Origin of the sequence: Bradyrhizobium monzae (genome assembly GCF_021458635.1) — a bacterium.
Lineage (GTDB): Bacteria > Pseudomonadota > Alphaproteobacteria > Rhizobiales > Xanthobacteraceae > Bradyrhizobium.
In genome coordinates this window covers 423206-437537 of record NZ_JAIRDQ010000005.1, presented here as the reverse complement: position 1 = coordinate 437537, position 14332 = coordinate 423206, and the positions used below count along the sequence as shown (strand labels likewise).

Below are 14332 nucleotides of genomic sequence, written 5' to 3'. Positions count from 1 at the left end.
GTTCAATGGCCGCTCAGCACCAGCGTCTGGATCGGCAGCAACAGCGCCTGGATGCGCAGCAGCAACGCGTGCACCAGGCCGACGCCGTCGACGACGTGCAATGCGATCTTGCGGCTGGTTGGCGTGTCATTCGCCGAGATTTCCTCGTGGTTGCTGGTATAGGCGTTGACGATGCAGCTGCTGCCAGGCGTGACGCCGTCGAGGCCGCCTTTGTAGAGCGGCTCCAGGAACACCAGGATCGTGCCGGGACGGACGGCACTTTGCGGATCGATCAGTTGCTCGCCTGCGCGAAACTGTCCGGCTGCGATATAATCCTGCACCGTCGTAATCACCATGGGGATGATGACCCATGGCTTCGAGATGCAGGTCGCCTCCGCCACCATGCCGACCTTCATCACCTGCGCTTCGATCTGGCCGAAACCTGCCTGCAAGGCCTTGGCTCCGGCGCCTTCAGGAATTAACACACCCGCCGGGCGCATGATCTGGGCGACGAGGTCGCCAGGGCGAAGGAAGAATTGCTCGACGCGACCGTCGACGCCGGCGCGGATGAACGTCTTGTCAAGATCGACCTGAGCCTCGTCGAGCGCGGCTTCCGCGCTGGCCTTCTGCGCGGGCAGCAAAGTGGAGACCTGCAAGGATGCCGATTGCCTCGCGGCGTTCGCGGCGTCGATGCCGGACTGGCGCTGATCGACCAGCACCTGCAACTTATCGATGTCGCGCTGCGGAACGATACCGGGATTGCGGCGCTGGAGCTCGCTCTTGACCTCGAGCTCATCCTTGGCTTGCTGATAGTTGGCCTTGGCCTCGCCGACCTGCGCCTCGGCCTTGACCACGTCAGCCTGAGCCGTCTGCATCATAGCATCGACCTCGGCCACTTTCCGTTTCGCCGTTTCGAACGCGGCCTTCTGCTTCGAGCTGTCGAGCGTGAACAGCACGTCGCCCTTCTTTACCGGTGCGCTGAAGCCGATGTTGACTTGCGCCACACGGCCCGAGCCTTCGGGCAGGATCGGCACGGTTCGAAAATAGAGGGTCGCCGACGAGGTGGTCGGGTGGAAGTAGAAGATCATCGTGATCAGCGACACCGTCAGCATCAGGCAGCCGGTGATGCCCCAGCGCAGCTCATACCAGATCGAGAAGAAGGTGATCTCCTTTCCGAAGCGTTTGCCCTGGGCATAGCGGCGATAGAGATAGTCCGGCAGGATCGTCACCAGGGAGCAGATCATGAGCTCAAGCATGAATGTGCTCCGTCCGGCCGGTATCCGGCGCGCCCGCAGGGGTGGGAGCCGGCCCAGTCTCGTTCGGCTCGTCATCCTGCCCGGGCGTCGAATCCGCAATCTTCTCGACCGAACCGGCGATGCTGCGCAGCGGCGTTCCGAAGTCGGGAAGGTCGATCAGCGCGAGCAGCAGGCCCGCGATCCAGAAAATGTGCATGTGCGTGAACAGCGAGATCAGGCCGAGCACGGCGACAAACTCGAGCTGCAGCTTCTGCGATTTGTGTGCCATCCGCTCTGGGAGGCTGTGCAGCTTCCAGTAGAGCGTGCCGACCCAGAGCACGGTGCCAATCAGGAATAGCCCCATTACCACCATCAGCGTATCGGTTCCACTTCCGGGCGCGAGATAGAACGGCAGATGGTGTGGGGCCATCGGATGCAGCTGATCGTTCAAATGCCTCTCCCCGTCAAACGTGCTCTTGCGGCACCGTGTTCAGGCAGTCTGTCGGTTTGCTTGATTTGAATCAAGGGAACGCCCCGCTGCCAGACCTAGCTTTCGTCCGTGCAGAACTGCAGTCAGCCATTGAGGAGCAGCCATGCCCGGGTTTGACAACCTCATCCCTGATGCCGCCCAGATCCGGAAGGAGGCGGCGCTGAAGGACGCCGAAAAGGCGGACGAGTACGTGCGCCTTGCGACCGCTGCCGACGCCGAAAAACGTGCGCTGATCGAGCGCCTGAGCAAGCCCTCCGGCAAGAGCGAGGAAGAGAAGATCAAGCTGGCCGCAACCATCATCCAGCGTGCCGTGCGAAACGGCCTGACCGAGGTGCTGGTCTATCGCTTCCCCAACTCGCTCTGCACCGACAAGGGGCGCGCCATCAACCAGATGGAGAAAGGCTGGGAAACTACGCTGACCGGGATCCCCAGGGAGATATTCCAGCTCTGGGCCGACTACCTCCGACCCCGAGGTTACCGCATCGCCTATCAGATCATCGATTTCCCGGGCGGCGTACCTGGCGATATTGGCGTGACCATTTCGTGGGACGAGTAATCTTGGACGAATGACACGTGCAACGGAAAGGACAGGCATGGCCAAGGATGAGCCCGCGGAGAAAATGAAGCGCAAGGCCTATGAGAAGGAGCTCGAAAAGCTCCAGGTCGAGCTCTGCCATCTCCAGGAATGGGTCAAGGCCCAGAAATTGAAGGTGATCATCATCTTCGAGGGCCGTGACGCCGCCGGCAAGGGTGGGACCATCAAGGCCTTGACGGAAAAAGTCAGCCCGCGGGTCTTCCGGGTCTGCGCTCTGCCCGCGCCCTCCGACCGGCAAAAATCGCAGCTGTTCCTGCAGCGCTATATCGAGCAATTCCCGGCCGGCGGTGAGATCGTGATTTTCGATCGCAGCTGGTACAATCGCGCCGGCGTCGAATATGTCATGGGCTTCTGCTCGCCGGCCGACCACAAGCGCTTTCTCGAGTTGTGTCCGCTGGTCGAGAAATTCGCCGTGGACGCCGGCATGGTCCTGATCAAGCTGTGGCTCGAGGTCGGGATGGAGGAGCAGGAGCTTCGCTTCAAGGCGCGTATCGAGGATCCGCTGCGGCAGTGGAAGCTGAGCCCAATGGACACCGAGTCGTTCGGACGCTGGTACGATTACTCCCGCGCGCGCGACATGATGTTCGAGGCGACCGACACCAAGCATGCGCCCTGGCGGCTGATCCGCTCGAACGACAAGCGGCGCGCACGGCTCAACGTCATCTCGCATATTCTGCAAACGATCCCCTACAAGAAGATCAAGCGCGAGAAGGTCGAGCTGCCGCCGCGCTCCCACAAGGGACGCTACAACGACCAGGCCAGCCTGCGCGGACTGAAGTTCGTCGAGGAACGATACTGAAGCGCGCAATTCTGAAGCGAAAAAAACGGGCTGCGGTGACGCAGCCCGTCCTGCCGTGAGCCTCGTTCTCGGGCTTATTTCAGCCGGATCGTGACGCCGCCGACCGCGGCCGATACTTCCGCGCCGACCTTCGGCCCGCTGAGCTGAAGGATCACGCCATTGCCGTTCTGCAGCTGCACGGCGCCCGCGCCTGCTGCGACCGCGCCCCCCGCTCCGCCTGCCGCGTAGGACCCCTCGAACGACTGCGGCCCCCTCAGGTTGAGGGCCCGGCCGACCAGCTTGGTGGTCGAGGCGCCGATCGTGAAGCCGACGCTCATGCCGGATACGGTGAAGGGATATTTCTTGCCGTGGTAGACCAGCACGCCCTCCCCGCCGCCGACGCCGACGATGAAGCCGCCCTTGGTGAAGACGACGGCGACCTGGCCGGTATCGGCACGCGAAGGCGTGGTGAAGCCGGCAACCGTTGCAAGCGAGACAGCCAGGAAGGCTCCGATGGTCAATTTTCTCATGACGTTTTCCCCTCAGTGAGTTGTGCAGGCAGCATGTAAGTTTCCCTTGACCGACCTATGACGGGCCTTGAGCTTCGGCTGCGCTCCGGGCTTCGGCCGGCCGAGCTTCGCCAGAGCTTCGGTGCGCACGAGCTTTAACCCTTCCTTGGCGTCGTAGCCATGGATATCCTTGATCCAAGTCAATGGTCGGGTGCATTCTGGTCACCGAGAACGCTGTCGAGCGAGCGCAGCCATTGCCCGCTGTCGGTCTTTTCCCCAAGCCCCTCGGCACGCAGGAGGTCACGGAGCTGCGCATGCGCGCCGACGATGCAGAGGATCACCCGGCGTGACGCAAGCTCGTCATGGAGGTCATGCAGCATGCGCGCGCCCGCAAGATCGATATAGGGCGACGCCGAAAGGTCGCAGGCAACCAGGCGGATGCCCGGCGAACGCCTGAGCGCAGTCAGGACTGTCTCCAGAATCGTCTCGGCATTGATGTAGAGCAGCGAGGCTTCGGGACGGAACGCGATGATTCCCACCAGCGGTTCGACGTCCGCGTGCCGCGCGCTGTCCGAATAGCGGCCGCTGCCCGGGAGACGGCCGAGGAACGCGACATTCGGCCGCGACGCCCGCGCCAGCAGCAGGAATATCGACGCGATCGATGCCAACAGGACGCCCTGCAGGATGCCGAGCAGCAGCACGGAGATCAGAGCGATCGATGCTGCGTAGAAATCGATCCGGCTGACCTGCCACATCCGCATGAGCGCGCGGATATCGACCAGCTTGTAGACGGCGGCAAAGACGATCGCCGCGAGCACCGCCTTGGGCAGATTGGTGAGCAGCCCGGTGAAGAACAGCAGACAGAGCCCGAGCGTCACGGAGCAGATGACCAGAGCCAGAGGAGTTCGCGCACCGGCATTGTCATTGACGGCCGACTGCGACAAGCCGCCTGCGACGGGATAGCCATGGCCGAAGGCGACGGCGAGGTTCGCAGCACCCAGTCCCAAGAACTCCTGTCGGACGTCGAGGGGATAGCCGTGCTTGGCGGCAAAGCTCCGGGCCGCCGAGACGCCTTCGATGTAGGCCAGCAGCACGCAGCCTGCCGCGAGCGGAAACAGATCGTCGAACTCGAGCAGGCCGAAGGTCGGCATTGCCAGCGCCGGCAGCCCCTCCGGTATCTTCCCCGTAACGGGCACGCCGAGGCCCGGAAAGCCGAACACGGTCGCCACCACAATCGCCAGCGCCACGATGGTGATGCCGACCGGCCTGCCCGGCAGACGCCGCTCGCCGAGCAGCAGCAACAGCAGCGCGACCGCGCCGATCGCCAGAACGAGCGGATCGAGATGGCCGAGTTGTCCAGCTAGTTTGAAGGCACGGTCGAAGAAATTGTGGCCACCGCCGGCGACGCCGAACAGGCTCGGCAACTGGCTCATGATGATGGTGAGCCCCGCACCGGCTTTGAAGCCGACCAAAATGCTGTCGCTGACGAGGCGGACGAGCACGCTGAGCTTGAACAGCCAGGCGACGAAGCACAGCACGGCCACGCCGAACGCCGCAAGACTTGCAATCTGCGCATACTTCACAGCATCGCCTCCGGCGAGCGCGCCGACGGTTGCGGCAATCATCAATGAGATCGCCGAAGTCGGGCCGATCGCCAACTGCCGCGAGGCCCCGAGCAAGGCATAACCAATGCCGCCGAGCATGTAACCGTAGACGCCGATCTGCGGCTGCAGTCCGGCGAGCGCCGCGTAGGCGAGCGAAACAGGAATGGCGTAGGCGGCGAGCGTGACGCCGGCGACGGCGTCGGATGGCAACCATTCACGCCGATAGGCGGCGAGCCAGCCCGCCGGCGGAAAGAAGCGCGTCCAGGCTTGGTCGGACGGCGCTGTCATGTTGTCCCCACCCGACGAGAGTTGCCGTGACGCAGCAGGACGATCAGCGGCGTCACGACAAAAGCGCCTTCTGTCGCAGGTTTGTCATCCCCTCATAGGCGTCGCTTTGTCGACGCCGATGCTTGATTTGGATCAAGCAATCTCACCCCTCCGCCAATCAATCGCGCCAGCGCGCCAATCGCATCCGGCAAACTGCCCCAGGCGACGGCGCATTTCGGCCGCGCCTCGCGCGTGCCGATGTTGTGGATCTACATCGAGAACGACACGTACTTCGGGCCGCAGCTCGCGAAGCGCATGCGTGCAGCGTTCACGGCCGCCGGCGGCAGCGGCTAGTGACTGTTCGGATCAAGCATCCCAAGCCGTTCCGCGATCGAAACGAGTTCCGCGAGCGAATGGACCTGCATCTTCTCCATCACCTGATGGCGGTGGGCTTTTATCGTGCGCTCGGTCGTTCCGAGTTCATGGGCGATCTGCTTGTTGATCTTGCCGCGCACGATGAAATCGAATACCTGCCGCTCGCGCTGGGTCAGCGCTGCGATGCAAGCGCGGAATGCATCGAGCCTACTGCGCTGACCACGCGCGGCATTCTGTCGCGCCAGCGCGCGTTCGATCGCATCCAGCAACTGCACGGAGGATACCGGCTTGGTCAGGAAATCCTCCGCCCCGGCCTTGATCGCCCGCACGGTGGTCGGCGTATCGGCATGACCTGTCAGGAATATGATTGGAAGTGTCGAGCCGGACACGGTCAGGCGGCTTTGCAGATCCGGGCCGCTCAACCCCGGTATCTGAACGTCGAGCAGGATGCATCCCGGTTGCGTGTTGTCCGGCGGTGCATCCAGCAGATCCTGCGATGAGGCGTAAGTCGCGACATCATATCCGGCAAGCTTCAAACGGCGTTCGATCGCGGTTCGAAACGAAGCGTCATCGTCGACCACGTGAACAAGGCCGGGCACCGCTCACCTCTCTCAAAACCGAACAAACGTCAATTCTCTAGAACAGGGCAGCGCGACTGCCCAATGTGACCAAAAAAGCAAACCGCGTGTTTCGCAATGGGGCGCGCCAAATTCTCCCAGTTCTCAATTTGTGCAGCAAACGCATGCTCTGTCCTTTGGTACAATGGCCCTTGGGACAATGGATTGAAATACAGCCTTGGTCGTAAATCAACCTCGGCGGGAGTGGAACAGCGCGGCGCATTTCCTCCAATGAGTTTCTGTCTGACCGACCAATTCGGCGATGAGCCTGAGGAGTTGGCCATGTTCGTTCGCATCACAACGGATTCCGCACAGCGCCCCAATTCCCTCCGCGACCTTGGCATGACCAGCGATTCAAATGCGCTCGTCAGTTTAAGCGAATTTTCCTACAAAAAAGGCAGCGAAATCTACGGCGAGAGAGAGCCCGCCGAATATGTCTATCAGGTCAAGTCTGGTGCAGTGCGAAGCTACAAGCTGCTGTCGGACGGCCGCAGGCAGATCGGCGCCTTTCATCTGGCCGGCGACATCTTCGGCCTGGAGAATGGTGGAGAGCACCGCTTCACGGCGGAAGCGATCGTCGATACCCATGTGCGCCTCGTCAAGCGGCAGAGCCTCGAAATCGTGGCCGAGAGCGACGCCATGGTCGCCCGCAACCTGCTCACCATGACGACTAATAATCTCCAGCACGCCGAGGACCACATGCTGCTGCTCGGCCGCAAGACCTCGCTGGAGCGGGTCGCGGCCTTCCTGCTCGAGATGGACAAGCGGCTGACGGCCGCCGGGGTCATGGCGCTGCCGATGTCTCGGCGCGACATCGCCGATTATCTGGGCCTGACCCTCGAAACTGTCTCCCGCGCCTTGTCGCGGCTGCATGAGCTCGGGGTTCTCGGGTTCATCGGCAACACCCAACGCCAGATCGTGCTGCTCGACCGGGACAAGCTCGCGGGCCTCGACCTGCAGCCCTGATCCGCCGGATGCGGCATTATGCACTGACGTCAGCAGCATCTGCTGCGCCACGGGAGGCGCGGACGTGCGGAGGCTGGCACAATCTGCACATCACAGCGGCTGCGCCCGGTAGTACCGTGTCCCCATGTCGAACGAGATCGCATTTCGGATCGCTGTGGTCGTCTTCGGCGCGCTGCCGGTCGCGTTCACGGCTCTTATCCTCTTCCTGGGATGAAGTCGTCTTTAATCAATCCGACGTAGTCGAGCGTCTTGCGCAAGACCTCGAACAGGATTGCGGCTGACCAGCCGAACAGCAGCACACCGTTCATAGCTGTCAACGGTCCGATGAGCCGCCATTCGCGCACCGGCGTGATGTCACCATAGCCGAGCGTCGTGTAGTTGACGAAGGCGAAATAGAGCAGATCACTGCCGGGCGCAGCGGCCTGGACGATGTGATACGTGCAGGCCCACACCACGACTTCCAGCGCGTGTGCAACCTTGAGCACCGCCGCGGTCGCAACCATCACGCCCATCAGCTGCAATCTCGGTCGTCCGGTCCTTCGATAGCCGGCGTTGCGGGCGATCGCGACGGCGACGACGGTGACCAGCGCGTGGATCCCGATATTGATCGCGCTCACCAGCGCACCGACCGTCAACTGCAAAATCATGAGACTCGCTCAAAGGTGCTGCAAGGTGGCATCGATCGCGGGGGTGGTACTCTTGCCGACGTCGGCGGGCACAGCGCGCTCGATCCGGATCCAGGCGGCGGCAAGTTCCCAGGCGACCGCGAGGATGATCGGCCCGATGAAGAGGCCGATGATGCCGTGCGCGAGCGTTCCGCCGATGACGCCGATCAGGATCACAATTGTCGGCGTGGTCAACCCCCGCCCCATCACCAGCGGCTTCAGTATGTTGTCGAGGACCCCGACGATCACGAAGAATAGCGTCAGAGGAAGCGCCATGGCCACGTCCTTGTCCATCCAGATCCAGATGACGACGGGAATGAGCACCAGCGCGGCGCCGATCTGCACGATCGAAAGCAGGAGAACAATGACAGCGAGCAGACCCGCGCTCGGAATGGCGGCGAGCTTGAAACCGATGCCGGCAAGCAACGCCTGAATTATCGCAACCCCGATGATGCCCTGCGACACCGCGCGGATGGTGGCACCGGAGAGCTCGAGAAAATGTTCGCTCTGTTCCGGCACGATCCGAAACAGGAAACTGCGGATCGCGTCGGCGAGCTGCGGCCCATACGGAAACAAGACTCCGGCGACCAGCACCGAAAGCAAGAACTGGAGCGTGCCGACGCCGGCGCTGCCTGCGAACGACAGCATGTATCCTGCGAGCGGTTTTAGATATGGCGTCACCTCGCGCAGCACGGCGCGGATATTGGTGTAGGCAAGATTCCAGAAATCGTAGAGCTGCGGGCCGATCAAGGGCCAGTTCTTGACCTGCTCGGGTGCACTTTGAAGTGCGAGATCGCCGGTGCCGATCTGGCTTGCGATCTCCCTGATCCCATCGACGGCGCTGAGGCCTAACCATGCCGCCGGACCGATGACGATCCCGAGCATGACCAAAGTAAGAATGGTGGCCGCGGTTCGAGGGCTGCCGCCAAGGAGTTTGGCGAGCCAGCTGAAGGCCGGATAGAACGCCACCGCGAGCACAGCGCTCCAGGTCAGGATCGGTATGAATGGCTTGATGATCAAGAACGTCCACAGGACCAGCAGCGCCAGCAATCCGAGCCGGATCACGAACTGGATGACGGCGTCGGCGGGCAAAAGGCTGCGAAGCGTCTTCACAACTTGGGACCTACATCGCGGGCGTAGTTGGTTGAGGGAGATGTAGCAGCCCGCCGCATGCGCCAAGTTTGATCCAGATCAAGCCGCAAGATCCAGAGCGGGTTCAAAGCTTGCTCGCTCCCCCGCCTGACAATTAAAAGGTCGAGCATCAGGTTGCCTAGGCGCGGAAGATCGGCCAGTTTAAGGTCGTTCCATTCGGCTTCGGCCTTGCGGATGGCAGCGCCAGAAAGCGCGTCCTGGAACCTCATGGAGACCGATTCCCCCCACCGGGTAGACCGAATTAGGGGGATCCCGGCGGCTGAATTCGGGGGAACAAGCCGCTCACCCCATTCGGTACCCCCAAGCGCGCCGGATAGCGACGGGCACGGCTGAACGCGACAGAACAAACCGAGACAGTGAAAAGCTCAGTTATCTCCGAGACTTGTCCGAAAATCTTGGTGTGCTTGAAGAGGCTTGGAAACAGCCTGATGGCTCCCCGGGCTGGATTCGAACCAGCGACCATCCGATTAACAGTCGGATGCTCTACCGCTGAGCTACCGAGGAAAAGGCGAACCATTCGTCCGCGCGCGGCTGCGTATAACAAAGCCGGTTGCGCTTGCAAAGGACGAATTCGCCATCATCGCAAAGCATCGAGGAAAGGCCTGCGGGGCCCCTCCCCGGGCCCAGGTCAGGTCAGGATTACTCGGCGGTGAAGGACGTGGTCTTGGTACCGGGGTCGTAGCGCAGCCGAAGCGCGGTCATCTTGCAGAGATTGACGTTCTTCCAGAGCACGGACTCGTCATAGTTCTGCCAGTCGACGCGGATGTTCCAGACGCAGCCCTCGTCGTCCTCGTCGAACTCGACATAGGTCGAGGCCTGGTTCTGCAAAACCTTCTCCAGCTCGTTGTCCCATTCGTCCAGGCCATCGTCCGGCGCATTGAAGCCGAGGAATTTGATCGCATAGCCGGTCTCGTTGACGACGGTGACGTTGCGGGCATCGGCCGCGAACGACGACGGAGTGGCTGCGATCGCAAGTCCGATCGCGATCAGTCCAGACAGCAAAAACTTCATGTGAAATGCTCCGGATCGAAACTGGCTCCGGCGCCTGACGTCGATCGGCGCAGGCGCCGCGGCAACCAATGGCGTTGCCTTGAAGGGGTCGTCCGGAGCGCGATCGAGAGGTTGGACACGCCCTCGATCCGCGCTCCGGCTTGTTGCGCGACGCGAGACGCGCAACGAGCCAGTTCATATCGTTCCGAATTCTCAGCAGCAATGAACCGTCATTCATAGATCCGCGGTGTTTGTTTTTTCCGGTGCGGGCACAGCCGCCGGCGCGCCCGCGGCACCATTGGCCTTGCCGGTGACAGCTCCGATCAGCGCCTTCACGGGATCGTCGCCCGGGGCAAACCCGCTCTGGCGCAGAATCTCGTCGATCATCGGACGTAGCGCGTGCACCTTGAGCAGCTCGCCGGCGAGCCCCTCTCCGAAGCCGACATTGCCACCCCCGGCGCCATTGCCGCCGAAAGCGCCGCCGGTGTGCAGGATGCGAACGTCCTTGAGATTGCCGATCGGCCTGACCATCTCCGCCAGTGCCGACGGCATCGTCTCGATCCGCTTCTTGGCGATCTCGAAATCGATCACGTTGGCGCCGAGCTTGTTCTGCGCCTCGTTCTTGAGCGTGATGACGGCTGCCTCGGCCTCGCCGATATTCCTGACGCCCACCGCCTTGATCTTGTTGGACTCGGCTTCCGCCGTGGCCAGCGTCTTGACGGCCTCGGCGCGGTCGAGCGACGCCTTCTTCTCGGCTTCGGCAGCGACGATCAGCTCGGTCGATTTGCGCTCGGCTTCGGTGCGGGCGGCGAGCACCTGGGTGAGGCGGGCGCGATCGGCGACCTCGACCGCACGCGCGGTCACGACCTTTTCTTCCGCCGAGACCGCGATTGCTTCGGCGGTCTTGGCCTCAGCGACGGCCTCCGAGGTCTGCTTGCTCTTCGATGCGATCTGGATCTCGTTCTCCTGCGTCGCGATCTGGATTTCGCGCTGGGCGTCGGTCTTGCGCTTGTTGATCGCCAGATCCGACTCGATCACCGCGGTTTCCTTGACCTGCTTGGCACCGGCCTCCTTCTCCGCGACCGCACGGTCGGTATCGATGCGGGCGTTCTCTTCGGTCAGGCGCGCGGTCTGCGTCGCCGTTGCGACCTCGGCGCGGGTACTAGCCGTCTTGTTGGCGATGTCGCGCTCCTGCGACAGCTCGGCCTCCTTCTTAGTCCGCTCGATGGTCAGGGTCTGCTGCCGCGCCTCGAGATCCTTTTGCGCTATCGCGACCTCGTTGTCGCGCACGATCGAGTTGCGGTCACGCCGGCGCGTCTCGGTGACGGTTTTCAACTGAGTCAGGCCTTCGGCGTCGAAGAAATTCTCAGGATTGAAGAATTTTACGTCGGTCTGGTCGAGCTTGGTCAGCGAAACCGACTCCAGCTCAAGGCCGTTCGATTTCACGTCGGACTCGACGGTTGCCTGCACATGCTTGACGAAATCGCTACGCTTTTCCTGCAGCTCAAGAATGGACATGGTCGCCGCGACCGATCGCAGGCCGTCGACGAATTTGGCCTCGACCTGGTTACGCAGGGCTTCGGCGTCATTCGTCAACGCGCCCAGCGTCTGGCTCGCAAGCGCAATGCTCTCATCGTCAGGACGCACACGCACGTAGAACTCGGCGACGATATCGACACGCAGGCGGTCCTTGGTGATCAGGGATTCCCGCTCCTTGCGTTCGACGGTGAGCCGCAGCGTCTTCAGATTGACGCTGGCGTAGGAGTGGAAGATCGGCAGGATCATGGCGCCGCCGTCCAGCACGACCTTCTTGCCGCCGAGGCCGGTGCGCACGAAGGCCTCGTCGCGCGTGGCGCGCTTGTAGAGAATGGTGAAGATGATGCCCAGGACGACGATCAGCGCGACGCCGATCATGGCTGGGATTGCAATGTCGAACATGACTTTCTCCAAAAATGACTGGCTAGCTCGAGCTGCTTAGAGGTGGCTTGTTAGAGTCGGCTTGGACGGCTTGAGTTCATCGTCGGCCTTGACCGCCACGAAGCGGGTGTCGACGCGGTCGACCAGGAGCACCAGGGTTCCCTGCGGAAGGGGCAAGGACGTCGGAGCGGCAACCGCGGAGACAAAATGCCTGTTGCCATGGATGTCGGCGACGCTGACGCGGCCCGGCGGCCCCTGGTCGAGCGGACCGATGACGACCTCACCGACACGGCCGACGAGATCGCCGAGACCAATGGCATAGCTTTCGTCCTTGGGAATGACCCGCGCGATGCCGCGGCTGGCGGCGCGGACCAGCGGGACCGAGGCGATGACCGCCGCGAGCGAGGCGATCGAGGCCGGCAAGGGACCGGCCACCATTCGGGCGACGTCCTGGATCAGGAAGCCGGTGATCGAAAAGGCGCCGAGCGCCAGCAGCAGGAAGATCAGCAGCGGCACGCCGCCAACATTGATCCAGGAGATGGCGTTGATCACGCCATTGTCGCTGGGATGGCTGAAATCGATGCTGGTGCCGAGCATCTCGCTGAGCGACGCCCCGACCAGCATCGTGACCACTTCGAGCGTGCCGACGATGAGGATCATGGCCGCCGCGATCGCGAACGGCCTGACCTCGGGCGACATGACGTGTTCGAGCAATGCGCTCATGACACGAACCTCAGGAGTGCGACTTCAACCGCGCCAGCCTCGCTGCAATCTCCTTGTTGCGATGCAACGTGCTGAGCTCGTCGATGTCGCTTGAATATGGGATGCCCGGCGGCACGCCGGTGACGCGCGCCACCGCCCTGCCCGCGCGCAGCGCCTTCCCGGCCGCCGAGGTGCCGCCACGCTTGCGGGGCGAGGTCGAGGCCTGGTGGCTGGCGGCCGCCTCGCTCTTTTCGAGGTCGACACGGCGCTGCTCGGCATCCTGCAGTGCCGAGAGCACCGCGCGCAGCGAGGTGACGCACTGTTCGATTTTCTCGTTGTTCTCGTCGATGGCGCGGGAGAGCACCTCGAACTGCGCCTCCAGATCCATCTGACGGGCTATGCCGGCGCGGGCGAGATCGTCGCGGCTATCGGCGATCGCGCCCTCGATCTTGACGGCGAGATCGGTCATCTCGCGTTCGATCTCGGTGCGGCGGGCGTTGAGGCGGTACTCCTCGGCGCGCGCGGCCGCGAGCGCATCGCGCGCCTCGCTCTCCGCGCGCTCGATCTCGCGGATGGCCTGGCCAACCACTTTCAGCTTGTTGTTGCCTTCCGCCTGTTCGATCGCGTCATAGGCGATGCCGGCGATCAGACGTCCGACCCGGGACAGGAAATTTTCGGGAGCGGCAGCGATGGTATCCATAGCGTTCTCCTCCTCTGGCAGACTGTTCGGCGTGACGCCGTAGTGAACCTCGAAACCGTCGTCGGTGCGGATCAGGTGTGCAGGCACGCTCTGGCCCCAGCCCTCCGCGTAGCCGACGTAGTCGAAGGGCACGCTGAAGCGCCCCTGCACGGTTGAAATCGAAATGGTGGCCGGGCCCTTGATCTTGGCGAGCTTGTCGTCGAGTGGCAGGCGGCGGCCTTGCGCCGCGCGATAGTCGGCGCGATCGCGCAGGCCCAGCGTCACCAGCCGCGACGGCAGCGCCGTTTCCTTGCGGATCGGCTCATAGGCATGGGCATGCAGCAGGACGACGTTGGAGCCCACATTATGGGTCCGCGCGACCTCGTCCAGGATCTCCATCATGCGGTCATAGGCCCTGAACGTCGCCTCCATCGCAGCCTTGGCGGCCGGGTCAGGGGCTAGCCTGTAACGCAGCGCCGATGGCGCATGTCGGGGCGACGGGCTCATGGAAAGCACTAAAGCACCATCTTGGTGCTTTACAAGGGGGAAGCTCGATCACGTTCCACTGATCCTGATGCACTCTGAGGGTTAGTCGCTGTCGTCCGGGGCTGCGTTCAAGGCGGATCATCACTACTAGATCACCGCCGATCAAGGCTTCTTGCACGCGCGGGTTGCAATTTGAGGGAAAGTCGATTGCCACCCGGAACACCTGGGCCGATTTCGAGCCGTCATTGCGAGGAGCAAAGCGACGAAGCAATCCAGAATCCCACAGCGGAGGGATTCTGGATTGCTTCGCTGCGCTCGTAATGACG

The 14332-nt window shown here is 62.6% G+C and carries 15 protein-coding genes, 1 tRNA gene and 1 pseudogene; 4 read left to right on the top strand and 13 right to left on the bottom strand.

All coding sequences use genetic code 11. The features are described 5' to 3' along the window. Positions 1-2: 2 nt before the first annotated feature. Positions 3-1235: an HlyD family secretion protein gene (locus tag K3F49_RS21385; RefSeq protein WP_234682915.1), complete on the bottom strand. Its 1233-nt coding sequence runs from the start codon at positions 1233-1235 to the stop codon at positions 3-5. Continuing rightward, a complete protein-coding gene (locus tag K3F49_RS21380) occupies positions 1228-1644 on the bottom strand; it encodes a hypothetical protein (RefSeq protein ID WP_234683017.1) in 417 nt (138 codons plus the stop codon). Before K3F49_RS21380 ends, K3F49_RS21385 begins: the two co-directional genes overlap by 8 nt. A gap of 163 nt (positions 1645-1807) precedes the next feature. On the opposite strand from K3F49_RS21380, the gene K3F49_RS21375 reads away from it, so the two are divergent. Then, complete coding sequence (locus K3F49_RS21375; protein WP_234682914.1) at positions 1808-2260, top strand: hypothetical protein; 453 nt, start codon at positions 1808-1810, stop codon at positions 2258-2260. 37 nt (positions 2261-2297) lie between these two features. Next, the gene (ppk2, locus tag K3F49_RS21370) at positions 2298-3098 is read left to right on the top strand and encodes a polyphosphate kinase 2 (protein WP_234682913.1); all 801 of its coding nucleotides are present in this window, start codon (positions 2298-2300) and stop codon (positions 3096-3098) included. A gap of 74 nt (positions 3099-3172) precedes the next feature. Here the strand turns inward: ppk2 and K3F49_RS21365 are convergent, their stop codons facing one another. Next, a complete protein-coding gene (locus K3F49_RS21365) occupies positions 3173-3607 on the bottom strand; it encodes a hypothetical protein (protein ID WP_234682912.1) in 435 nt (144 codons plus the stop codon). A 179-nt stretch (positions 3608-3786) separates the two neighbouring features. Continuing rightward, a complete protein-coding gene (locus K3F49_RS21360) occupies positions 3787-5478 on the bottom strand; it encodes a SulP family inorganic anion transporter (RefSeq protein ID WP_234682911.1) in 1692 nt (563 codons plus the stop codon). Positions 5479-5658: 180 nt separating this feature from the next. Between K3F49_RS21360 and K3F49_RS21355 the strand changes: the two are divergent. Continuing rightward, positions 5659-5802 (top strand): annotated as a pseudogene (locus tag K3F49_RS21355) (dienelactone hydrolase); the annotation flags it as partial. Positions 5803-5807: 5 nt separating this feature from the next. Here K3F49_RS21355 and K3F49_RS21350 read toward each other — a convergent pair. After that, positions 5808-6431, bottom strand: a complete 624-nt coding sequence (locus K3F49_RS21350; protein ID WP_234682910.1) for a response regulator transcription factor — start codon at positions 6429-6431, stop codon at positions 5808-5810. A gap of 300 nt (positions 6432-6731) precedes the next feature. Here K3F49_RS21350 and K3F49_RS21345 point away from each other — a divergent pair, with 300 nt between their 5' ends. Next, the gene (locus tag K3F49_RS21345) at positions 6732-7415 is read left to right on the top strand and encodes a helix-turn-helix domain-containing protein (protein WP_234683016.1); all 684 of its coding nucleotides are present in this window, start codon (positions 6732-6734) and stop codon (positions 7413-7415) included. Positions 7416-7609: 194 nt separating this feature from the next. On the opposite strand, the gene K3F49_RS21340 is transcribed toward K3F49_RS21345, so the two are convergent. The 8 genes from K3F49_RS21340 to K3F49_RS21305 form a co-directional block, all read right to left on the bottom strand. Then, positions 7610-8062, bottom strand: coding sequence for a potassium channel family protein (locus K3F49_RS21340; protein ID WP_234682909.1), 453 nt, complete (start codon positions 8060-8062; stop codon positions 7610-7612). Positions 8063-8071: 9 nt separating this feature from the next. Continuing rightward, a complete protein-coding gene (locus K3F49_RS21335) occupies positions 8072-9145 on the bottom strand; it encodes an AI-2E family transporter (protein ID WP_234683015.1) in 1074 nt (357 codons plus the stop codon). A gap of 44 nt (positions 9146-9189) precedes the next feature. Further along, positions 9190-9441: a hypothetical protein gene (locus K3F49_RS21330; RefSeq protein ID WP_234682908.1), complete on the bottom strand. Its 252-nt coding sequence runs from the start codon at positions 9439-9441 to the stop codon at positions 9190-9192. Between the two features lie 220 nt (positions 9442-9661). Then, a tRNA-Asn gene (locus K3F49_RS21325) sits at positions 9662-9736 on the bottom strand. A gap of 135 nt (positions 9737-9871) precedes the next feature. Next, the gene (locus K3F49_RS21320) at positions 9872-10243 is read right to left on the bottom strand and encodes a hypothetical protein (protein WP_234682907.1); all 372 of its coding nucleotides are present in this window, start codon (positions 10241-10243) and stop codon (positions 9872-9874) included. A 213-nt stretch (positions 10244-10456) separates the two neighbouring features. Next, entirely contained in the window at positions 10457-12160 is a 1704-nt protein-coding gene (locus K3F49_RS21315) for a flotillin family protein (protein WP_234682906.1), read from the bottom strand. A gap of 36 nt (positions 12161-12196) precedes the next feature. Further along, on the bottom strand, positions 12197-12862 hold the full coding sequence (locus K3F49_RS21310) for an OB-fold-containig protein (RefSeq protein WP_234682905.1): 666 nt from the start codon (positions 12860-12862) through the stop codon (positions 12197-12199). 10 nt (positions 12863-12872) lie between these two features. Next, positions 12873-14036, bottom strand: coding sequence for a PspA/IM30 family protein (locus K3F49_RS21305; protein WP_234682904.1), 1164 nt, complete (start codon positions 14034-14036; stop codon positions 12873-12875). Positions 14037-14332: the final 296 nt, after the last annotated feature.